Here is a 22,432-nt window from a genome sequence, read left to right on the forward strand (position 1 = left end):
ATAAAATTAAAAGTTTATTAAGTGCCAGTTCAAAATCATTGTCTTTCATATTATCACCAAGATAATTATATCTAAAGTGAGTGGCTATATCAATAATAGATGAATTTTATCGAATTTTTGATATAATATTAATACAAGTAATGGAGGATAATATGAGAAAAGAGATTTTATTTTCAGAAGATGTAATAGCAAATAGAGTTAAAGAACTTGGCAAAGAAATCGAAGGAGATTTTGATGATGGCTTCGTAGCAATTTCTCTACTTAGAGGTTCTTTTATTTTTGCTGCTGATTTACTTAGAAGTATAGATAGAAAAGTAGAAATAGATTTTTTGACAACATCTAGTTATGAAAACGAAGAACATTCAAGTGGTGATGTAAAGTTTTTGACTAGCTTAAGATGTGATATTGAAGGAAGAGATGTGCTCATAATAGATGACATTTTAGACACAGGAAATACTTTAAAGTCTGTAAAAGATAAATTATCTAAGATGAATCCTAAAAGTATAAAAAGTGCCGTTCTATTAAATAAACCTTCAAGAAGAGAAGCTGATGTTGATGCTGATTATGTTGGATTTACAATAGATGATTTATTTATAGTGGGATATGGTTTAAATTATGGCGATTATTATAGAAATGTTCCATATATTTATGCATATGTAGAGGATTCCAATGAAGAAATATAGGAAAAAAAATCTAAATGTCATGAGTGTAAATACACTTACGCTCATACTTTCAATAATTTTCCTAACAATTGGTTTTAATATTCAAGAAAAATATAGCTTTTTTGGCACTTTGATAACAGAGGTATTCATTGTGCTTTTGCCAGCGCTATTAATTGCAAAGACTGGCAACTTTAAAGAAGTATTAAAACTAAAGAAAACGTCAGTATCTAATATTTTATTTTCTATTTTAGTGGTAATTTTGGCATATCCAATCATACTTCTGTTAAATGGAATATTCTTAAGTCTTCTTTCTAATTTCATTGAATATAAAAATTATCCAATGGAGATAATGCTTCAAAATGTTCCAATCTTTAATTATTTAATTTTCATGTGCATTGTGCCTGCAATTTGCGAAGAGATATTTTTTAGGGGAACTCTTACAAATGCATACAGCATTTATGGCAGCAGATTTGCAATTGCAATGTCTGCTATAGTTTTTGCACTATTTCACTTTGACATCCAAAATTTTGTGGCACCGCTTTTGTTGGGACTTTTGTTTTCAACATTAATAGAGATTACTGATTCAATCTTTCCTGCAATGGTTGCTCACTTTATAAACAATGTAATTGCAGTTTTTACCGTAAGATATGTAAATGATGGTTTGTTTCAGTTTTTGTCCAAGACAAAAATATCTAGAGAGATAGGTTCTCTTCAATTATTTTTTATCATAATTCTAATAATTATTTCTATTTTTTCTGTAATATTAATTAGAATTATATTTAAAAAGATGAAGGAAAATTCTTCACAGAATAAGGATGTTAGGATTAGATATAGGGATGTAGAAGCAATAGACTTCTTTAATTTTGTGCCAATAATTGCGCTTGTAATTTTGTACTTTATTTACCACTATATAGTTTTTTAGGAGGATTTAAATGGATAATATTAAAAAAGCAGTAGATTTAATTTTAAACTCTAAGAAAGTTTTTGCACTTACGGGAGCAGGGATTTCTACTGATTCAGGAATCCCAGATTTTAGAAGTAGTGATGGTTACTATACAAAGATGGATCCTGCACTTGCTCTATCTAAAGATAGGCTGTTAAATCACCCTGAAATATTTTATAAAGAGGGATATAAAATTCTACTGGACTTAAACGACCAAAAGCCAAATGGGGGACACATTGCCTTAGCAAAGCTTGAAGAGATGGGATATATTGCAGGAGTTATCACTCAAAATATAGACAACCTTCACACAAAAGCTGGCAGCAAAAATGTCTACGAAGTTCACGGAGAAACACGCGGAATACACTGCATGAGTTGCGGGAAAGAATATGAATTTCCAGTTATGAGAGAAAAAGTTGAAAAGGGAGAAATACCTCCTCGCTGCGACAATTGTGGCGGAGTTTTAAGACCAAATGTAGTGATGTTTGGCGACATGATGCCCGATGATTTTAGTAGGGGAGCAGATGAGCTTAATGATACAGATACATTAATTGTAGTTGGTTCATCACTTACTGTTTCACCAGTAAACTTCTTGCCTAGTTATGTAGATCATTTGATAATAATTAACAATGATCCTACACCAATGGATAACAGGGCAGATGTAGTTATACACGAAAACTCAACAGAAGTATTGACAAAGATATTAGAGGAAATAGAAAACAGAAAATGATGTATGGAGATTTTGCATACATTTATGACAAATTGATGTATGATTTAGATTATGAAAAAATTTATGAATTCATAATGGCGACTTTGGATAAGAATAATTTAGAACCGTCTAATGTTTTGGAGATGGCAGTTGGAACTGGAAACTTGACGAAAAAAATTATAAAACACTTTAAAGTCGATGGATTCGATTTATCAACTGACATGCTGTCTGTGTGTCAAAACAAAATAAATAGTAGAAATTTAAGATTATTTCAGCAAAATATGGTTGATTTTAAAGCACCAAGCTCTTATGATGCCATATTTTGCGTTGGAGATTCACTAAATTATATTTTAGATAAAAGAGATGTCTATAGTGCTCTAAAATCTAGCTTTAACTATCTAAATGACGGTGGGATTTTTATATGTGATTTTAATACTATGTATAAATTTAAGTCTATTCCATCTGTGACAGTTGATGAAGTTGATGATATATTTTATGTTTGGGAAAATATTTTTGACGAAGATAGCCACATCAATACCTACGGTGTGAACTTTTTTGTCGAATATGAAGAAGATAAATATGAAAGATTTTATGAAGAGCACAGAGAGAGGGCATATACTTATCAGGAAATAAGTGAAATGTTGGAAGAAATAGGATTTAAAAATATTGAGTTCTTTGATGATTATGAAGAGAAGAAAATTGATGAAAGAACTTCGCGATATACAATTGTAGCAAGGAGATAATTTTGGGATATATTTTAAGAGCTATTGATAAAAGCGAACAGATAAAAATATCAGTTGCAATAACAACTGATGTTGTACAAGAAGCAAGTACTATACACAACACATCTAAAACTGCATCTGCAGCACTTGGAAGAGTTCTAACAGCAGCTGCAATAATGGGTTCGTGGCAAAAAAATGAAAAAGATTCACTCACTATAACAATTAATGGAAATGGACCTAGTGGTAGAGTTGTTGCAACTTGTAAAAACGACGGTTTTGTAAAAGGATTTATGACAAATCCTTCTGCAGATTTGCCAGTTAGAGAAAGTGATGGAAAACTCGACGTCTCAGGAATAATTGGCCAAGGCGATATGACAATAGTAATGGATGTTGGACTAAAAAAACCTTATTCTGGTACTGTAAATTTAGTAACTGGTGAAATTGCAGAAGACCTTGCGGCATACTTTTTGCAGTCTGATCAAATACCATCTGCAGTTGGACTTGGGGTTTTAGTTGATACTGATTATTCTATTAAAGCTGCTGGCGGTTTTATAATTCAACTTATGCCAGGAGCAGAAGATGAACAAATTGATAAGCTAGAGGAAAATTTATCAAAGCTTGATGGAATTACTTCATTAATTGAAAAGTGTAATGGAGATGGTGAAAAGATTCTTGAAATCTTAATGGAAGGTTTTGACGTTAAGATTTTAGAAAAGAGAGATGTTTTCTACAGATGTGACTGTTCAAGAGAAAAAGTAATTGATGCAATAGTTTCAATTGGACCAGAGGAGATAGAAAATATTTTAGTAGAAGATAAAAAGGCAGATGTTACTTGCCATTTCTGCAACGCACATTATCACTTTGATGAAGATGATTTACAAGATATGCTTGATAAAGCAAAAGAAATAAATTCATAATTTTTTTAAAGTTCTTATCTAAAACTCCTACTGCAATTTGAAAAACTTATTGCAATGGGAGTTTTTTATAGGCTTATGTAAAATTAAATCACATAAATGAAAATTTTTATTAGTTTACGATATTTACTTATGATATACTTGTATGAGAAAAGAAGGGGGATTTTATGGAGCAAAATATCTATTTAGATAAAGAGCGACTTGAAAAGTCCAAAAATTTGACAGATAGCTTGGGAGAGTCTCTTCAAGTTAATGAATTAAAAGAAAAAGTTAGCGAGTTAAATAAAAAACAAATGGAACCGGAGTTTTGGGATGACAACGACGCAGCTCAAAAAGTAATTAACGAAACTAACTCTTACCAAAAAGTAATAGATCAATACACTGAACTTAAAACTTCCATAACAGATGCAGAGGACCTAATAACACTTATGGATCTAGAAGAAGATTATTCTTCTTATGATGAATTTAAAAGTTTGGTAGATGAAATAGAAAAGAAAGCTGACGAATTTAAATTAAATACACTTTTAAATGGAGAATATGATTCTCACAACGCAATTCTTTCAATACATGCAGGTGCCGGCGGAACAGAAGCTCAAGACTGGGCGAGCATGCTACTAAGAATGTATACAAGATATGCTGAAAATAAAGGATTTAAAATTGAAACTTTAGATATGTTAAAAGAAGACGAGGCGGGAATAAAATCAGCAACACTTAAAATATCTGGAGACAAAGCCTATGGATATTTAAAGGGAGAGAAGGGTGTTCATAGATTAGTTAGAATTTCACCTTTTGATGCTAACAAGAGACGTCACACATCTTTTTCATCTGTAGATGTTTTCCCTGAACTTGATGATGATACTGAAATTGAAATCAAAGATGACGAACTAAAAATTGACACATATAGATCATCTGGAGCAGGTGGACAACACGTAAATACAACAGATTCTGCTGTTAGAATTACACACATTCCAACGGGAGTAGTTGTGCAGTGCCAAAACGAGCGTAGCCAAATTCAAAATAGAGAAAAATCTATGAGTATGTTAAAGGCAAAGCTAATCGCACTTGCAGAAGAAGAAAAGAAAGAAAAAATCGAAGACCTTCAAGGCAACTATTCACAAATTGCTTGGGGTTCACAAATTAGATCATATGTATTCCAACCATATACAATGGTTAAAGATCACAGGACGAATGTTGAAGTTGGCGATGTAGAGAGAGTAATGGATGGAGATTTAGATCAATTTATCTATGCTTATTTACAAGAAAAAGCAACAGAATAAGGAGTAATTATGGCAAAAGATGTAATAATAGCTTTGGATTTTCCAAGTAAAGAGAAGGCTCTTACTTTTTTAGACAAATTTGAAGGAGAAGAGGCCTATGTAAAAATTGGCATGGAACTTTTTTATAAAGAAGGACCAGAAATTGTTCGCGAAATCAAAAAGCGTGGACACAAGATTTTTTTAGATTTAAAAATTCACGACATTCCAAATACTTGCATAGGTGCGACAAAATCACTTTTAAATCTTGATGTGGACATGATTAATTATCATGCTGCAGGTGGTTACAATATGCTATCTGGTGCAAAAGGTGCAATAGATGAGTCAGGCAAAGATGTAATAAGTCTTGCCGTAACAATGCTTACATCAACTGATGAAGACATTATGCATGATGAGCTTAAAATAGATAGCTCTCTTAACTTAGAAGAAGTAGTTTTATCTTATGCAGAGCTTACTAAAAAAAGCGGACTTAGTGGAATAGTTTGCTCAGCTCTTGAAGTACCAAAGATAAAAGAAAAACTTGGAGAAGACTTTGTAACAGTTACTCCAGGAATTAGAAAAGTAAAGAATGCTTCTGATGACCAAAAAAGAGTTGTTACTCCAAAAGAAGCTCGTGAACTTGGTTCTGACTATATTGTTGTTGGAAGACCAATAACAAAAGCAGATGATCCAGTAAAAGAATATAAAGAAATTAAAAAAGAATTTTTGGGGGAATAATATGAAAAATATTGCAAAAATACTTTTAGATATTAAAGCTGTTACTCTTTCACCAGATGATCCATACACTTGGGCATCAGGAATTAAATCTCCAATTTACTGTGACAATAGACTTATTCTATCTTATCCAGAAGAGAGAAAAATTGTCGAAGACTCACTTTCAGAAATTATTAAGAATAAATTTCCTGATGTTAATTATATAATGGGAACAGCAACTGCTGGGATTTCTCACGCAGCATTAATAGCAGAAAGATTAAATCTACCTATGGGTTATGTTAGAAGTTCTAATAAAGACCACGGAAAACAAAATAAAATTGAAGGTAAAAAAATAGATGGAGCTAAAGTTGTTGTAATAGAAGATTTATTTTCAACAGCTGGATCATCTATAGAAGCTGCAAAAGCTCTTGAATCTGAAGGATATGAAGTACTTGGAATTATAAGTATTTTTACTTACAACCTAGACTCTGCCAAAGAAAACTTTGAAAGAGAAAATTATGCTCACGATTCACTTACAAACTTAGATGAGCTTATAGAAATTGCTGTTGAGACTAATTACATTACGAAGGAGCAGTCTGTAAAGCTAAAGAACTTCCAAAAAAATCCGAATGATAGCTCTTGGATGAATTAAATTTTATTTTTTGGAGTAAAAGTACTTTTATTCCATGCGATTAATGGAAAATTTTTAATAAGTATGTATAATAAAATTATCAGAAGTTTTTCTGATAATTTTTTGTGCGTATAGACTTGATTTTAAATTGGACTATTGTTAACTTTTATTTTATAATAATAGACAATAATATTTGATTGAGGCGAAAAATTGATTGAAATAAAAAACTTATCATTTAAATATGATACAGAAGATGAAAATGCTAAACAAATAATTAAAGATGTTGATTTAAATATCTACGAGGGAGACTTTATTGCACTCCTAGGACACAATGGTTCGGGCAAATCAACGCTTGCGAAACTAATTAATGGACTATTAGTTCCACAGGAGGGTGATGTTTTAGTAGACGGTTTAAATACTCGCTCCGATGAAACTATTTGGGACATAAGAGCTGTTGCTGGAATGGTATTTCAAAATCCAGACAACCAACTTGTAGCAACTGTAGTAGAAGATGAAGTTGCCTTTGGACCTGAAAACCTAGGACTTGACCCCAAAGAGATAAGAAAAAGAGTTGATGATTCGTTAGAAATTGTCGATATGAGCGAGTTTAAAAGGCATGCTCCTCATCTACTTAGTGGTGGGCAAAAGCAAAGAGTTGCAATAGCGGGAATACTTGCAATGTCACCAAAATATATTATTTTAGATGAGCCAACGGCAATGCTTGACCCAAGCGGTAGAAAAGAAGTTATTGACACTTTAATTAAGTTAAATCGTGAACAAAATAAGACAATAATACTCATCACCCATTACATGGAAGAGGCAGCCCTAAGCGACAGGCTCGTAATAATGGAAGATGGGGAAATAATATTACAGGGAAAACCTCGTGATGTATTTTCAAATGTTGATGAGATTAAGAAACTGGGTCTTGATGTTCCACAAGTTACAGACCTAGCAAACGAACTTAAAAAAGATGGACTTGATGTTTCCACAAAAATTTTAAATATTGATGAGATGGTTGATGAGATATGTCACTTATAGAAATTGAAAATCTAACACATGTCTATGGCGAGGGCACTCCTTTTGAAAAGACTGCCATAAGAGATGTAAATTTAAAAATTGAAGAAAACGAATTTATCGGTCTCATCGGTCACACTGGTTCAGGCAAATCTACTTTGATTCAGCATCTAAATGGACTCTTAAAGCCTACAATGGGAAGCATCACAATTGATGGGACAAAGATTGACAAAAATTCCAGCAATTTAACAGAGCTTAGAAAAAATATTGGACTTGTATTTCAATATCCAGAGTACCAACTTTTTGAAGAAACTGTAGAAAAAGACATAGCCTTTGGCCCAAAAAATTTGGGACTTAAGGAAGATGAAGTAAAAGAAAGAGTACAAAACGCAATGGAGTCTGTTGGACTTGATTTTTATAAGTTTAGAGACAAGTCGCCTTTCGAACTTTCAGGAGGTTTAAAGAGAAGAGTTGCCATAGCTGGAGTGCTTGCAATGAATCCAAAGGTTTTAATTCTTGATGAGCCCACAGCTGGACTTGATCCAAGAGGTCGAGATGAAATTCTAAGTGAAGTTTCAAATATTCACAAAAAACAAAATATGACAATAATTCTTGTCTCTCACTCTATGGAAGATATGGCAAAAATTGCCAAGAGGCTTATTGTAATGGATAAGGGCACTGTCTTTATGGACTCTTCACCGAGAGAAGTATTTAAAAGGGAAGAGGAATTAAAGTCAGTTGGTCTTGGGATTCCACAAATTACTTCATTTATGAGAGTACTTAAGAAAAAAGGTTTTGATGTAAATGATGATTGTATTACAGTGGATGAAGCAAAAGAATCTATTGAAAAATATTTAAGGAGCAGAAGCGATGTTTAAAGATATAACAATTGGCCAATATTTTCCTGGAGATTCTGCCGTTCATAAATATGATCCAAGATTAAAAATAGTTACAATGATTTTATTTATTGTTTCACTATTCTTCATTAAGTCCATGCTTTTGTACATTCCTATTGTCATATACTTAATTTTAATAATTTCTGTGGCAAAATTACCACTGAAGATGGTATTAAAAGGACTTAGACCACTGCGCTGGATTATTTTAATAACATTTATAGTAAATTTAATCTTCACTCCAGGCGAAGAAATCTACAGTATTTGGAAAATTTCAATAACAGATCAAGGTTTAAATACTGCTCTTTTAATGGGCATAAGGCTTATACTTTTAGTCCTTGGAACAAGTTTACTTACTTATACAACTTCACCAATTGAACTTACAGATGGAATTGAGTCACTTTTAAATCCACTAAGAAAAATTGGAGTTCCAAGTCATGAGATAGCTATGATGATGACAATTGCTCTAAGATTTATTCCAACTTTAATTGAAGAGACAGATAAAATAATTAAGGCGCAAATGGCAAGAGGTGCAGATTTTGAATCTGGAAACTTAATGAAGCGAGCAAAAAATTTAGTTCCGCTATTGGTTCCGTTATTCATAAACTCCTTTAGACGTGCAGAAGAATTAGCTACAGCTATGGAGGCACGTTGCTATCGCGGTGGAGATGGAAGAACGAAAATGAACGAACCTAAAATTGTAACATCAGACATATTTATGTTCGTTGGCAATTTGGCATTTTATTTAGTAATTATTTTGGTTTCAAGAGTATGAAAAATATTTTATTAAAAGTAACTTACGATGGAACAAATTTTTTTGGATTTCAAAGCCAACCTGACAAGAGAACTGTAGAGGGCGTGTTGTCTCAAGGAATTAGAGATACGGTAAAAGAAGATACAAAAATATTTTATGCAGGAAGAACTGATAGAGGAGTGCATGCGCTAGGCCAATATGCAAATTTTAAAAGTGACACTACAATCGACATTGGGAATTTGCCAAAGGTCATAAATTTTCACTTGCCTAAAGATGTATCAGTTATAGAAGCAAAGTTTGTGGAAGATGATTTTCACGCTAGATTTTCTGCAAAAAAGAAAAAATATAGATATATAGTTCACAGATCTAGGTATAGAAACGCCCTTCTCTACAACAGAGTGTATGAATATCCTTTCGATTTAAATGTAGATGCGATGAGAAAATCAATGGTTCATCTCTTGGGAGAACATGACTATAATTCTTTTATGGGAAGAAACGCAATAGTTAAAGACACAATAAGGTCAATCGATTCAATTGAAATTATTGAAAAAGACGACTTTTTATATTTTGACTTTGTGGGGAAATCTTTTTTAAAAAATATGATTAGAATAATTGTTGGAACAGTTCTAGAGATTGGAGAAGGAAAATACAGTGAACTTCACATGAAGGAAGTTCTTGATATGAGAAATAGAAAAGCAGCAGGACCTACAGCGCCAAGTTGTGGGCTCTACTTATTAGATGTAAAATATTAGTGCAATTAATTTTGCACTTTTTTTGTGCTTTTAAATTGCACTAAGTGTGATAAAATTAAATAAAAACTTTGGGGGTATTTGATGTTAATTAAAAATGGCAGGGTCATAAACCCAGCAAATAATCTTGATGAAGTTTGTGACATTTATATAGAAGATGGAAAAATTAAAAAAATTTCAAAAAATATAAATATAGATGATGAGGAAATAATTGATGCAAGTGGAAAAGTTGTAGTTCCAGGACTAATTGATGTGCACGTTCACTTTAGAGACCCAGGTCAAACTCATAAAGAGGATTTGGTTACAGGTTCAAACGCTGCTGTTGCTGGAGGTTTTACTACTGTAGTTCAAATGGCAAATACTAGTCCAAAGATGGATAACGAAGACATTATAAAAGAATTTTATAAAAAAAGTAAAGACTTGCCGCTAAATGTTTATACAGTTTCAGCTCTTACAAAAAACTTTAACGACGCAGAACTTGTCGATATGGAAAAAAATAAAGAGGCAGGCGCCGTTGCTTTTACAGATGATGGAATTCCAAACAGAAATTCCAATTTGATTTTAAAAGCAATGTTAAAAGCTAAAGAGTTAGGTACTGTAATATCTTTTCACGAAGAAGATCCAAGTCTTATTAAACAAAATGGCATCAATCATTCAAAAGTATCAGATGAGCTAAAAATATTTGGCTCACCTACAATTGCAGAATCTTCCTTTATCGCAAGAGATGTTGCATTTGCCATATACACTGGTGCAAAGGTATGTGTACAGCACATTTCAACAGGTCTTGGAGTAGATTATATTAAATTTGGAAAAGAGCAGGGTGCAAATATCTATGCAGAAGTAACACCACATCATATAGCATTAAATGACAGTGCTGTTCTAGAATATGGAACTCTTGCAAAGATGAATCCGCCACTTAGAGATGAAAAAGATAGACTTAGAATTATTGAGGGAATAAAAGAAGGAACTATTGAGATAATTGCAACAGACCACGCTCCTCACAGCAAAGAAGAAAAGGAAAGAGAGATTACTAAAGCTCCATCAGGAATAACTGGACTTGAGACTTCTTTTTCAGTGTGCTATGAAAATTTAGTTAAAAATAAAGAAATCTCACTTTCTAAACTAATAGAACTCATGAGCTTAAATCCTGCAAAAATTTATGGATTAAATGGGGGAGATATTTCTGAAGGTAAAAACGCAGATATTGCAATAATTGATCTAGATGAAGAATATAAGTTAACGGAATTTAAATCTAAATCATCAAACACTCCATTTAAAAATAAGAACTTATTTGGAAAAATAAAATTTACAATTGTCGGTGGGAAAGTGGTTTATAAGGGATAAAAGTTTCAAAAAAGATACAAAGTTTAAGATATTCATCTATGCTTTAAAAATAATTTAATTTAGTGTATTATAAATTAAAGGTAGGTGAAATATTTGCAAATTTTTAATATTAAATTATTTAATTTCACAAATTTAAAAAATACCTTTAAGAGATTTCCTTTGGTAATTATTTCGGCAGCTCTGACATCTTTTTTCTTTATTATGAGCACTTATAATATGGGAAAGAGCACAGAAGATTTTTATCTGAAATTTGCCTTTTTAAGTCTATTTGCAATTTTTCTATTTGCATTTGTCAATTTATTTAACGAAGGACTTTTAAATTATTTTAATTTAAATAATTTGGAGAGGAACCACTTTTTTGCGATAATTTCTTATGCTTTGTGTCCTCCAATTTTATACGGAATATATGAATTAATAAATGATGATTTAGGGGTACTATATACTGTAGATGCCAAGTTTATATTTATTACATTCTTATTTACTTTAGTAGTTGGAACTTCGTTTATTGCAAAAGCTTATTATCACAAAGATTATGTCGCTTATTTTATGAAAATAATGACATCCTTTGTTGTTTCAAATATATATAGCGTAATAGTCTTTGCAGGTCTAAGTGCAATAGTTTTTGCTTTGGACAAATTATTTAAAATTAAGTTTGACTCAAATATTTATGTAAGATGTGCAATTTTGGTTTTCATATTATTTAATGTAATTACATTTTTATCTGATTTTCCAAAAACCAAAACTTCTTACACAGATTATAAATATCCGCTTCCATTTAGGATTTTATTAATATATATATTACTTCCTCTAGTAATAATATATACTGCTATCTTAATTGTGTATTTTGCAAAAAGCTTAATCCTTTGGGAAATTCCACAAGGAATTATAGTAAATCTAGTTATATGGTTTTCAATTTTTTGCGTATTTTATTTGTTTTTCATATCACGAATTGAGACAAATAATTTCCTAAATAAATTTAAAAAAGTTTTTCCATTTTTTATTTTTCCGCTTCTTGCAATGATGTATTTTGCACTAATCATTAGGATTAATGAATATGGAATGACTGAAAATAGATACCTAGTATTTGCATTTGGAATATGGATATTTTTATCCATGATCTATTTTATATTGTATCGCGACAATTCAAACATCACTATTCCGATACTACTTTGCATAATACTTCTTTGCACATCTATTGGACCAATTTCAGCTACAAGATTAACTGAAAAATCTCAAAAAAATAGATTTGTAGATGTATTAAAGAGAAATAATATGATTAGTGGTGACAAAATAATTCCAAATCCTGATATAAGTAGTGATGATAAAAAATTAATTACTGGAATACTGCAATTTATGGATAGTGGAAACAGATTAAATAAGCTTGGATATTTGCCAGACAATTTTAAATATTCTGATGAAAGTGTCACACAAGTTTTTGGGTTCGACACAACTGGACTTTATTCAGATGTTTATCTTGGATATATGTTAAATGAAGACTATAATCCAAAGAACCCAGCAGAACTTGAACCACTAGATATTGAAGGTTACAAGTCAATGGTTGTTGTAGATATTTCTTCAGACGATACAATCTATAGCGATTATAAATTCGTAAGGAAAGAAACAAAAATTGATATATACGAAACTTATCCCGACAACAGCGACAAGTTTAAAAAGATTTACACAATTGATTTAAGAGAGCTTAAAGATAAGCTAAAAGCGTTGAGGAAAAATGAAAATAATATTAAACCAGACGATCTATCAATTGTATTTGCAGAACACAAAATAATCTTTACAAATTTGTATTTTCCAAATGATGATAATTTTAATGATGTGTATATTAGTTTTTATTTAATGAGGTCATAAATGTATTATTTAAGTTTTGAAAATGATGTTTTTATTGATGAAAATTTAGATCTTAGATATATAGAAGATCTTCTAAGAATTTATTTAAATAAAACGGACTCTTATGAGATTAAAATCTTAAAAGAGAATAAGAGTATGGAAGGTCCCGTTGAGGAGTTTGCAGTATATTCTAGCGAAAATGCTTATGAGTATATCTTCCAGGGAATTATTGATGATGAATTTAAAGAAATGCTACTTGCAAATTTAATTGGCGAGAATGCCCTTAAATTCTTTGGTATATCTCTCTTTAACGATGGCAAGCTTTTATTTGAATCTATAAATTATGGAAGTGAAATATATATTTTTGGATTCGATGAACACAGCGTAGTAGATTTTTCTAAAGAGCTTGAAGAGCTTTATGGAATAAAAGAGATAAATGTATATGTTGAAGATGAAGAAGATGATGATCATAATCATAATCATGAAGATGGAGGACATCATCATAATCACGGACATAATCATTAACAAAAAGCACATTGCTAATATAGCAATGTGCTAATTTTTTTATCATTTTATATTACTTCAGATATTGCCATACTAACTGTTGGGATTAGTTGTTTCTTTCTAGAGAGAAGTCCTTCAGAAATAAATCTATTATTATTTATTTCTTTTCCAAATTTTCTTGCTATGGCTTCTTCAAATTCACCTATAACTATTACTTCAGACACTTCTCTAAAAATATCAGTAATCATCAAAATAAATGTGTCACATAAATTTTTATCAAGTGCACTTCTCATGGACTCTTTGAGTTCATCTTCAATATTTTTGATACTGTCTAGATCCATTGTAAAAATTTGACAAACCCTTACGTGTTTATTTTCAATTGAAAAATCTTTTACATCACTCTTTAAAAGTTCATCAGCTTTTCGCCCTTCGAGACTTGTACCAGCTTTAAACATCTGCATAGCAAATTCTTCAACATCAATTGCTGCAATTTTTCTCATTTTTTCCAAGATGTACTTGTCAGTATCTGTTGCAGTTGGTGATTTAAATAAAAGTGTATCAGAAATAATGGCAGCGCATAAAAGACCTGCTGTCTCTCTTGAAGGTTTTATTCCATTTTCAAAAAACATTTCAGATACAATAGTGGCAGTTGAGCCAACTGGTTCGTTTCTAAAATGAATTGGATTAGCAGTTATGATGTTTGCGATCCTGTGGTGGTCAATTATTTGAACAATTTCTGCAGTTTCAATATCTTCAATGGACTGATTTTTTTCGTTGTGATCGACTAAAATTAATTTTTTTCTATCGCGAGAAATCAAATGATATCTAGAAATATTTCCTATAACTTGTCCCTTGGAATCTAGTACGGGGTATGATCTAAATCTAGACTGACTCATCTTGTCGCGAACTTCGTCAATGGGATCATCTTTATGAAAGACTACTAAATCATTTTTAGTCATTACATATTCTACTGGCACAGATTGTGGCAAAATTCTTGCAACCATAAAAGTTGATAAACCTGTAGAGATTACTGCAACATTGTGTTTTTTAGCAAGCTCTAAAATATCATCATCAATTTCTGTTGAGATTGTAAGAATCATAAGAGAAATATCGCTTTTTATAACTGAGGCTTGATCATCTTTGTCATCGCCAACGATTACTATGTCGCCTTCTTTAATTAAATTTTGATTTTTTATTGCCTTAACAGCCATCTTCCCGTCCATTGGTCTCATGTTTTTAGGTTTATAAATTATTTTTGCTCTAAGTACTTCTAAAATATTTTCAAAAGTCGTATTGGATCTTCCGATAATTGAGTCGTCCCAAATTTCCATGTAAGTTGATGCAATGTTAGAAAGAGAGACAATTCCAATAAGTTTATCGGAGTCATTTACAACAGGAAGTGAATTAATATTATTTTTTTGAATTAATTCCATTGCACTTGCCATGCTAATGCCTGGACTTACGCAATAAGCTGGGTCAATGTCAAGGTCATGAACCTGCGGCTTAATAGATGTCTTTAAGCGCGGCGGTTTTACTCCAAAATAATCGAGAACAAATTGTGTTTCTTTATTAATATTTCCAAGGCGTATTGCCTCAGTGTCATCTCCCATTTTGTTTTTTAACTCAGACAGTGCGAGAGCTGAACAAATACTATCTGTATCAGGATTTTTGTGTCCTGTTATATAAATTTTATTTTTCATTAGGACCTCCAATTTCAATTAAATTATAACATAGTTTCTCCTTAAACATTGTATTTATATGGCCTTATGATATATAATTTATAGAGATTATGAATATTATAATAGTTGGAGCAGGACCAGCTGGAATGGTAACTGCTATAAAAGCAAAAAATAAAAACAACAGGGTTATTTTAATAGAAAAAAATGATCGCATAGGGAAGAAACTTTTAGCAACTGGTAATGGAAGATGTAATTATACAAACTTAAACTTATCCTGCAAAAATTATTCTAACGGCGACTTTGTAAAAGAAACCCTGGAAGAATTTAATAACGAAGATTTAATTAATTTTTTTAAAGTTTTAGGTCTTGAGTCCACAACAGACGGCAACAGAGTTTATCCAATTACTCTTAAGGCCAATACAGTGCTTAATATGTTAATGTATTGGTTAGATAAGAAAAATGTTGAAATAATGACTTCTACAGAAGTTAAATCATTTCATAAAGTTCGCGATGAATTCGTAGTAGAAACCAATAATGGAGACTTTAAATGCGACAAATTGGTTTGTGCGTTTGGGGCAAATTCCATGCCATCAAGTGGATCTGATGGAACGGCTTTTAAAATTTTAAGAGAACATGGACATTCTATTACAGAACTTTTTCCGGCGCTAACTCAACTTAAGCTAGACTCAAAATATTTAAAGCACTTAAGTGGAGTTAAAGTTATTGGCGAGGTAAAACTTTTAAGAGGTGAAGAAGTTATAGACAGGCGAAGAGGCGACTTACTTTTTACAAATTATGGAATAAGTGGTCCTCCGATTTTAGATTTATCTGTCAATGCGCGAAAGAATGATATTATAGAGGTTCCACTTATTAATAATATAGATAAAAATATTAAAGACATGCTCTATTCTAGATTTTATATGTTTCAAGATTTTTCTCTAGAATATTTTTTAATGGGACTTGTAGACAAGAAATTTATTCATTATATAGTGGATAATTTAGACTTAGATAAAAACTTAGCAATTAGTTCTTTAAACATAAAAGATTTTGATAAAATTGTCAATTTACTTTTAAGTTCTAGATTTGTAGTTACAGGTAATACTGGCTTTAAAAATTCACAGGTAACTCGCGGAGGAGTATCACTTAATGAAGTGAATTCTTCTGATTACTCATCAAAGAAAGTAAAAGATCTTTATATAATTGGTGAGGCTCTTGATATTGATGGCGATTGCGGTGGATATAATTTACACTTTGCAATAGCTTGTGGCTACAGATTGGGATTAAAATTTTCTATTTAAAAAAACTACATTAATGTGGTATTATTAAGGGGGACATATGTTTTACTTACAAAATAAATCGAAAGAATTTGGAAAAATTTCTGTTGGCATCGTTGGGACAGGCTTAATGGGTACTTCGCTTTTTTGTAAAATAGTAGAAAATGACAGTTTTTCTGCATCTGTACTAGCTGGTAGAAATGAAAAGACACTTTTTAAAGCTGTTGAGATTGCAGGAATAAAAGATGACGAATATATATTTACAAATGACATAGAAGAGGCAAAAGAGGCACTTAAAAATAATCTTCATGTACTGACAAATGATATTTATTTTGCAGCAAGCATTACTGATGTTGTTGTTGACTGCACAGGGGATACTGAAGTTGGCACACTTCTATCTTTAAAGGCGATTGAAGAAAAAGTTAATATTGTAAGTTTAAATGTCGAAATGGACGCAACTGTTGGTCCATATTTAAAAAAACTTGCCGATGATGCGGGCATTGTATATTCAGGTTCAGCAGGAGATGAACCAGGTGCGATACTCGATATATATGAATTTGCTATAAATTGTGGCTTTGAAGTTTTAGTTTTGGGAAAGGGCAAAAACAATAAGCTTGATAATTATGCTTCTCCAGATGACTTAGAAGATGATGCTAAGAAAAAGGGAGTTAATAGCAGAATGCTTACTTCTTTTGTAGATGGAACTAACACTATGTTTGAGCTTAATGCAGTTTGCAATGCAACGGGATTTGTACCAGATGTTTCAGGATGTCACTTCATAGACACAAATCCAAAAAATATAGCAGAGGATTTTAAGTTAAAATCAGAAGGTGGTATACTAAATTCTTACAAAGTTGTAGACTTTGCCACAGGAATTGCTCCAGGAGTCTTTGCAGTTGTAAGAGATAAAAATAATTTTATAACAGATGAAATGAAATACTTATCTATGGGAGAAGGTCCAAATTTCTCAATATATAGACCTTACCACTTAACTAGTCTTGAGACTCCTCAGTCAATTATAAGAGCTGTAGTATTAGGCGATTCAACTATAGCACCTGTGGGTGGACCTGTAGCAGAGACAATTGCCATAGCAAAAAGAGATATCAAAAAAGGAGAAAGTTTTGATTCCATTGGCGGCTATATGATTTTTGGAAGACTTGTTACAAGTAAAGTTAAAAGAAGCGGAAATCATGTTCCTATAGGAATTATAACTAAGGGATCTGTTGCAAAAAGAGATATTAAAAAGGGAACAGCTTTAACTTATGAAGATATTAATTTAAATGAAGACTCAGAAATTGTCAGAATCAGAAAGTTGCAAGATGAATTCTTTTACTAATTGACAGTGATAAAAAAATAGTATAGAATAGGTGATAAAATGAGAATAACACAAGAAACGGACTATGCTTTTAGGATTGTTAGCTACTTAGCTAAACACGAAAACGAAGTCGTTGGTGCTCCAAAAATTGCAGATGCTGAGCAAGTCACTGAAAGGTTTACTTTAAGAATACTTAGAAAATTAAATCTTGCAGGCATAACAGATGCAAAAAGGGGAGCCAAGGGCGGATATTATTTGAAAAAACCAAAAGAAGAAGTTACTCTTTACGATATTGTAGAAGCTGTTGATGGACCTATTGAAATCAATAAATGTCTTAGCAAGGACGACCAATATTGTAACAGATATAATAAAAATGGTATAGAAAATTGCAAGTTCCACAATACTTTGTGTGGTTTCCAAAATGAAGTTATTGACTTGTTTAAGAGCAAGACAATAGATCAATTTATATAAAAAATTTTGAAAAGGACGTTGCGGTCTAAAAAACTTTAGAGAGCAGTTGGTTGGTGTAAAACTGTGTTTTATTTCGCAAAGATCACCTTGGAATTTAAAGACTAAAAATCTTTACGGTAATTACGTTATAATTTTAAGTGATAGGAACCTATAATTAGGGTGGTACCGCGGTAATTTCGTCCCTTCTCGAGAGAGAGGGGATTTTTTATTTTATATGAGGAGATAATATGAACAAATTTAAAGATTTATCCAAAGTAAGCGTCAGCGAGCGCGAATCTAAAATTTCAGAGTTCTGGGATGAAATAGATCTACTTCACAAATCAGTTGAAAGTAGAGAGGGAGGAAAAAATTATATATTCTATGAAGGACCTCCAACAGCTAATGGAAAACCTGGAATTCACCACGTAATGGCAAGAACACTTAAAGACTTAACTTGTAGATATCACACAATGCTTGGCTATAAAGTAAATAGAAAAGCTGGCTGGGATACTCACGGACTTCCTGTTGAAATAGAAGTAGAAAAGAAATTAGATCTTCACAACAAACAAGACATTGAAAAATACGGAGTAGAAAATTTCAACAAAAAGTGTAAAGAATCTGTATTTGAATATGAAAAAGAATGGCGTGTTCTTACAAGACGAATGGGCTATTTAATCGACTTAGATGATCCATACATCACACTTGATAATAATTACATCGAATCAGTATGGCATATACTTAATAAAATGTTTGAAGACGGACTAGTTTATGAGGGACACAAAATTGTTCCATATTGCCCAAGATGCGGAACTGGTCTTGCATCACACGAAGTTGCACAAGGATATGAAGATATTAAGACTACTACTGCAACTTGTAAGTTCAAAGTAAAAGGTAAAGACAACGAATACTTCTTGGCATGGACAACAACTCCATGGACTCTTCCATCAAATATCGCTCTTGCAGTAAATCCAAATGTAGATTATATAAAGGCAAAGCTTGATGATGGCAACTACTATTATGTAGCTGAGTCTCTTGCAAAAGATGTTTTTAAAGACAAAGAATATGAAGTAGTAGAAAAAATGCAAGGTAAAGATTTGGAATACATGGAGTATGAACAACTTCTTCCATTCCTAACACCTGACAAAAAAGCATTTTATGTTGTAACTGCAGATTATGTAACTACTGAAGATGGTACTGGTATAGTTCACACAGCACCTGCTTTTGGTGAAGATGACTATCAAACTGGAAGGAGATATTCTCTTCCAATGTTAAAACCAGTTGATGAGGAAGGTAAATTTACAGATACACCATGGAAGGGTCAATTTGTAATTGATGCTGACCACGATATTTTACATTATCTAATCGACAATGATTTGCTATTTTCTAAACAAAAAATAAACCACAATTATCCACACTGCTGGAGATGTCACACACCACTAATTTATTATGCTCATCCATCTTGGTACATTGAAGTTACTAAATTTAAAGATAAATTGATTGAAAATAATAATGGAGTAAACTGGTTCCCTGACTATGTTGGTGAAAAGAGATTTGGAAACTGGCTAGAAAATTTAAATGACTGGGCAATTTCAAGATCTAGATACTGGGGAACACCACTTCCAATTTGGAAATGTGAATGTGGACACACTGAATCAGTTGGATCCATTGAAGAACTTAGAAATAAAGCAATAGAAGATGTACCAGAAGATGTTGAACTTCACAGACCTTATGTTGATGACATTCATCTTAGATGTCCAGAGTGTGGCAAAGAAATGACAAGAGAGCCAGATGTAGTTGATGTTTGGTTTGACTCTGGTTCAATGCCTTTTGCACAATGGCACTATCCATTTGAAAATAAAGACAACTTTGATGATTTATTTCCAGCGGATTTCATTTGTGAAGGGATCGACCAAACTAGAGGATGGTTCTACTCACTTATTGCCATTTCAACTTATATGACAGGCAAGAGTCCATATAAAAATGTTTTGGTAAATGACTTAATCCTCGATAAAGAAGGCAAGAAGATGTCGAAGTCAAGAGGAAACACTGTTTCTCCTTTTGAACTATTCGACAAATACGGCGCCGATGTTGTCAGATGGTATTTACTCTATGTTTCACCACCATGGGCTCCAACTAAATTTGACGAAGATGGACTTAGAGAAATTGAATCAAAATTCTTTAGATCTCTTAAAAATATTTATAACTTCTTCAGTCTATATGCTAACACTGACGAAATTGATCCAAGAACTTATGAAGTTAAGTATGAAGATTTAGAAGAAATCGACAAGTGGTTGCTTTCAAAATACAACAGACTTATTAAAACTGTAAGAGAAGATATGGAAGTATTTGAACTTACAAAAGTTGTAAGAGAAATTCAAGAATTTGTAATAGAAGATATTTCTAACTGGTATATCAGAAGAAATAGAAGAAGATTCTGGAAAACTGATAAAGATGACACTAAACTTGCAGTTTATAAAACAACATACGACGTACTTGTTGGACTTTCAAAAATAATTGCACCATTTGTGCCATTTATCGCAGAAGAACTTTATAAATCACTTACAGATGGCGAGTCAGTTCACCTAGTTGATTATCCAGAATGTGACGAGTCCAAAATAAACGACAAAGTAGAAGAAAAAATGGACCTTGTAAGAGACCTTGTAACTTTAGGTAGAGCGTCAAGAGAAGAGGCAAGAATAAAGGTTAGACAACCTCTTAGTGAAGTAATTATCGACGGTAAATATAAAGAAATAATCGATGATTTATCTCCTCTAATCGAAGAAGAGCTAAATGTTAAGAAAGTTGTATTCGAAGATGATTTATCTAAATACATGGACTTTGAACTAAAGCCAAACTTCAGAGTATGCGGAAGTATTTTAGGACCAAAGGTTAAGGACTTTGGAAAAGTTTTAAAAGAAGTCGACACTAAAAAACTTCTAGATGAACTAAATGAAGGTTCTGTAACTTTAGAACTTAACGGTGAAGCTACTGAGATAGAAAAAGATTATGTTCAAGTTAATATCAAGGCAAAAGAAGGATTCGACGTAAAGATGGAAAATAATCTTTTCGTTATACTTGATACTGAACTTAATCAAGAACTTTTAGATGAAGGATATGTAAGGGAATTTGTATCTAAGATACAACAACTTAGAAAGAAATTAGACCTAGATATTCTCGATAATATCGAAATTAAATTCACTGCAGATGATGAAGTTAAAAAAGCATTAAATGAAAACTTAGACTTTATAAAGACAGAAACATTAGCTACATCAATTACAGAAGAAGATTTAAAATCTGATGCTGAAGATTTAAACGGTCACGAAGTTAAAATAGAAATTAATAAATTATAATATAAATTTTGGCGCAAATTTTACCAAAATTTAAGATAAAGCCCGAGATTTTCTTGGGCTTTTATTGTTTAAGATAAGCATCTTTGATACTTAATGTAAAAGTTCTTAGGTGGTTTGTCTTTATTATGGAGAAATTTATGGAACTTAATGAAACACAAAAATTAGCTGTAAATTCAATAGATAAAGATATAAATTTAATAGCTGGAGCAGGCACGGGCAAGACCAGAGTTTTAACTTCAAGATTTGTAAAAATTATTTTAGAAACTAAAAATGTCGATAGAATTCTTGCAATCACTTTTACAAAAAAAGCAGCTGAAGAGATGAACTCTAGAATTTCCGATGAACTTGTTAAAATGGGAATAGATTTTAGCGAAGAAGAACTAAATGTTAAAACCATACATTCATTTTGCCAAGAATTAATTACTGAGAATGCGAATTTACTCGATATAAATCCGCGATTTGAAATAATAGAAGAAGAGAGTGCAGATGAGCTCCTAAGTGAGGCCATTAGGTTTGTGATGAAAAATTATGAACAAAAGGACTTTGAGAAGTATTTAGTTGACTTTAGATCGACTATATTTCAAGAAGAAAAAAATTTCAAAGCACTTTATTATGAATTTAAAAATAAAAATCTTGATTATGATGATATATTAAAAAAATCTTTAGAAATTAAAGAGAGTAAATACACAAAAGAAGATTTAATGGAAAAAGTATTATCT

At 31.8% G+C, this 22,432-nt stretch carries 21 protein-coding genes and 1 other annotated feature; of the genes, 20 read left to right on the forward strand and 1 reads right to left on the reverse strand.

The window, feature by feature from the left end:
* Nucleotides 1-152: 152 nt before the first annotated feature.
* From hpt to ACOX6R_RS03620, 15 genes are all read left to right on the forward strand, one after another.
* A complete protein-coding gene (gene hpt, locus ACOX6R_RS03550; RefSeq protein WP_433447299.1) occupies nucleotides 153-683 on the forward strand; it encodes a hypoxanthine phosphoribosyltransferase in 531 nt (176 codons plus the stop codon).
* Nucleotides 670-1,584 carry a CPBP family glutamic-type intramembrane protease gene (locus tag ACOX6R_RS03555; protein WP_433447301.1) on the forward strand — a complete coding sequence of 305 codons (915 nt, stop codon included), beginning with the start codon at nucleotides 670-672 and terminating at the stop codon, nucleotides 1,582-1,584. Before hpt ends, ACOX6R_RS03555 begins: the two co-directional genes overlap by 14 nt.
* Before the next feature lie 10 nt (nucleotides 1,585-1,594).
* Nucleotides 1,595-2,332 (forward strand): SIR2 family NAD-dependent protein deacylase, encoded by a 738-nt coding sequence (locus ACOX6R_RS03560; RefSeq protein ID WP_433447302.1) that lies wholly within the window; start codon nucleotides 1,595-1,597, stop codon nucleotides 2,330-2,332.
* Nucleotides 2,329-3,054, forward strand: coding sequence for a class I SAM-dependent DNA methyltransferase (locus ACOX6R_RS03565; RefSeq protein WP_433447304.1), 726 nt, complete (start codon nucleotides 2,329-2,331; stop codon nucleotides 3,052-3,054). Before ACOX6R_RS03560 ends, ACOX6R_RS03565 begins: the two co-directional genes overlap by 4 nt.
* A 2-nt stretch (nucleotides 3,055-3,056) precedes the next feature.
* Nucleotides 3,057-3,950 (forward strand): Hsp33 family molecular chaperone HslO, encoded by an 894-nt coding sequence (gene hslO, locus ACOX6R_RS03570; protein ID WP_433447306.1) that lies wholly within the window; start codon nucleotides 3,057-3,059, stop codon nucleotides 3,948-3,950.
* Nucleotides 3,951-4,114: 164 nt separating this feature from the next.
* Entirely contained in the window at nucleotides 4,115-5,224 is a 1,110-nt protein-coding gene (gene prfB / locus ACOX6R_RS03575) for a peptide chain release factor 2 (RefSeq protein ID WP_433447308.1), read from the forward strand.
* 9 nt (nucleotides 5,225-5,233) lie between these two features.
* Nucleotides 5,234-5,938 (forward strand): orotidine-5'-phosphate decarboxylase, encoded by a 705-nt coding sequence (gene pyrF / locus ACOX6R_RS03580; RefSeq protein ID WP_433447310.1) that lies wholly within the window; start codon nucleotides 5,234-5,236, stop codon nucleotides 5,936-5,938.
* A gap of 1 nt (nucleotide 5,939) precedes the next feature.
* Nucleotides 5,940-6,566: an orotate phosphoribosyltransferase gene (pyrE, locus tag ACOX6R_RS03585; RefSeq protein ID WP_433447312.1), complete on the forward strand. Its 627-nt coding sequence runs from the start codon at nucleotides 5,940-5,942 to the stop codon at nucleotides 6,564-6,566.
* A 189-nt stretch (nucleotides 6,567-6,755) separates the two neighbouring features.
* Complete coding sequence (locus ACOX6R_RS03590) at nucleotides 6,756-7,583, forward strand: energy-coupling factor transporter ATPase (protein ID WP_433447314.1); 828 nt, start codon at nucleotides 6,756-6,758, stop codon at nucleotides 7,581-7,583.
* Nucleotides 7,571-8,437, forward strand: a complete 867-nt coding sequence (locus ACOX6R_RS03595) for an energy-coupling factor transporter ATPase (RefSeq protein WP_433447316.1) — start codon at nucleotides 7,571-7,573, stop codon at nucleotides 8,435-8,437. The genes ACOX6R_RS03590 and ACOX6R_RS03595 overlap by 13 nt, the downstream gene beginning before the upstream one ends.
* Nucleotides 8,430-9,227, forward strand: a complete 798-nt coding sequence (locus tag ACOX6R_RS03600) for an energy-coupling factor transporter transmembrane component T family protein (RefSeq protein WP_433447318.1) — start codon at nucleotides 8,430-8,432, stop codon at nucleotides 9,225-9,227. Before ACOX6R_RS03595 ends, ACOX6R_RS03600 begins: the two co-directional genes overlap by 8 nt.
* Nucleotides 9,224-9,958: a tRNA pseudouridine(38-40) synthase TruA gene (truA, locus tag ACOX6R_RS03605; protein ID WP_433447320.1), complete on the forward strand. Its 735-nt coding sequence runs from the start codon at nucleotides 9,224-9,226 to the stop codon at nucleotides 9,956-9,958. The genes ACOX6R_RS03600 and truA overlap by 4 nt, the downstream gene beginning before the upstream one ends.
* A gap of 81 nt (nucleotides 9,959-10,039) precedes the next feature.
* Entirely contained in the window at nucleotides 10,040-11,299 is a 1,260-nt protein-coding gene (locus tag ACOX6R_RS03610) for a dihydroorotase (RefSeq protein ID WP_433447322.1), read from the forward strand.
* Between the two features lie 201 nt (nucleotides 11,300-11,500).
* On the forward strand, nucleotides 11,501-13,162 hold the full coding sequence (locus ACOX6R_RS03615) for a DUF4153 domain-containing protein (RefSeq protein WP_433447324.1): 1,662 nt from the start codon (nucleotides 11,501-11,503) through the stop codon (nucleotides 13,160-13,162).
* Nucleotides 13,163-13,666, forward strand: a complete 504-nt coding sequence (locus ACOX6R_RS03620) for a hypothetical protein (RefSeq protein WP_433447326.1) — start codon at nucleotides 13,163-13,165, stop codon at nucleotides 13,664-13,666.
* Between the two features lie 47 nt (nucleotides 13,667-13,713).
* Here ACOX6R_RS03620 and ACOX6R_RS03625 read toward each other — a convergent pair whose 3' ends face one another.
* The gene (locus ACOX6R_RS03625) at nucleotides 13,714-15,345 is read right to left on the reverse strand and encodes a putative manganese-dependent inorganic diphosphatase (protein WP_433447327.1); all 1,632 of its coding nucleotides are present in this window, start codon (nucleotides 15,343-15,345) and stop codon (nucleotides 13,714-13,716) included.
* Between the two features lie 89 nt (nucleotides 15,346-15,434).
* Here ACOX6R_RS03625 and ACOX6R_RS03630 point away from each other — a divergent pair, with 89 nt between their 5' ends.
* The 5 genes from ACOX6R_RS03630 to ACOX6R_RS03650 form a co-directional block, all read left to right on the forward strand.
* Nucleotides 15,435-16,622 carry an NAD(P)/FAD-dependent oxidoreductase gene (locus ACOX6R_RS03630; protein WP_433447329.1) on the forward strand — a complete coding sequence of 396 codons (1,188 nt, stop codon included), beginning with the start codon at nucleotides 15,435-15,437 and terminating at the stop codon, nucleotides 16,620-16,622.
* Nucleotides 16,623-16,659: 37 nt separating this feature from the next.
* Nucleotides 16,660-17,934: an NAD(P)H-dependent oxidoreductase gene (locus ACOX6R_RS03635; protein ID WP_433447331.1), complete on the forward strand. Its 1,275-nt coding sequence runs from the start codon at nucleotides 16,660-16,662 to the stop codon at nucleotides 17,932-17,934.
* A 39-nt stretch (nucleotides 17,935-17,973) separates the two neighbouring features.
* Nucleotides 17,974-18,384: an RrF2 family transcriptional regulator gene (locus tag ACOX6R_RS03640; RefSeq protein WP_433447333.1), complete on the forward strand. Its 411-nt coding sequence runs from the start codon at nucleotides 17,974-17,976 to the stop codon at nucleotides 18,382-18,384.
* Nucleotides 18,382-18,571, forward strand: a binding site (T-box leader). (Overlaps the previous gene by 3 nt.)
* A gap of 40 nt (nucleotides 18,572-18,611) precedes the next feature.
* Complete coding sequence (ileS, locus tag ACOX6R_RS03645) at nucleotides 18,612-21,713, forward strand: isoleucine--tRNA ligase (protein WP_433447335.1); 3,102 nt, start codon at nucleotides 18,612-18,614, stop codon at nucleotides 21,711-21,713.
* A gap of 137 nt (nucleotides 21,714-21,850) precedes the next feature.
* The coding region (locus ACOX6R_RS03650; protein WP_433447337.1) for a UvrD-helicase domain-containing protein at nucleotides 21,851-22,432 on the forward strand (582 nt) is incomplete at its 3' end.

The organism is Peptoniphilus sp., assembly GCF_050943655.1.
Taxonomy (GTDB): Bacteria; Bacillota; Clostridia; order Tissierellales; family Peptoniphilaceae; genus Peptoniphilus_A.